This is a genomic window from Streptomyces ochraceiscleroticus (genome assembly GCF_000720485.1).
Taxonomy (GTDB): domain Bacteria; phylum Actinomycetota; class Actinomycetes; order Streptomycetales; family Streptomycetaceae; genus Streptomyces; species Streptomyces ochraceiscleroticus.
Map to the genome: position 1 here is coordinate 1 of NZ_JOAX01000125.1, position 413 is coordinate 413.

Below are 413 nucleotides of genomic sequence, written 5' to 3' on the forward strand. Positions count from 1 at the left end.
TGGTTCGGGCGGCGGGTGAAGCTGAACTACCTGGTCAACCTCAAGTCGGGCCTGTGCCCGGAGGACTGTTCCTACTGCTCCCAGCGGCTCGGCTCCAAGGCCGAGATCCTCAAGTACACGTGGCTGAAGCCGGACGAGGCGTCCAAGGCAGCCGCCGCCGGCGTCGCGGGCGGCGCCAAGCGCGTGTGCCTGGTGGCCAGCGGCCGCGGCCCCACGGACAAGGACGTGGACCGCGTCTCGCAGACCATTTCGGCCATCAAGGAGCAGAACGAGGGCGTCGAGGTGTGCGCCTGCGACGAGGACCTGGTGGACGTGGTCTTCTCGCTGCGCGAGCTGGACCCCGACTCCGTACCGGTCAACTTCCTGATCCCCTTCGAGGGCACCCCGCTGGCCAAGGAGTGGAACCTCACCCC

1 protein-coding gene is annotated in these 413 nt (G+C 68.3%); it reads left to right on the forward strand.

Annotated elements, in window-relative coordinates; genetic code table 11:
• Nucleotides 1-413 (forward strand): biotin synthase (locus IG84_RS0137490; protein WP_031068037.1); only part of this gene is annotated, 413 nt, incomplete at both ends.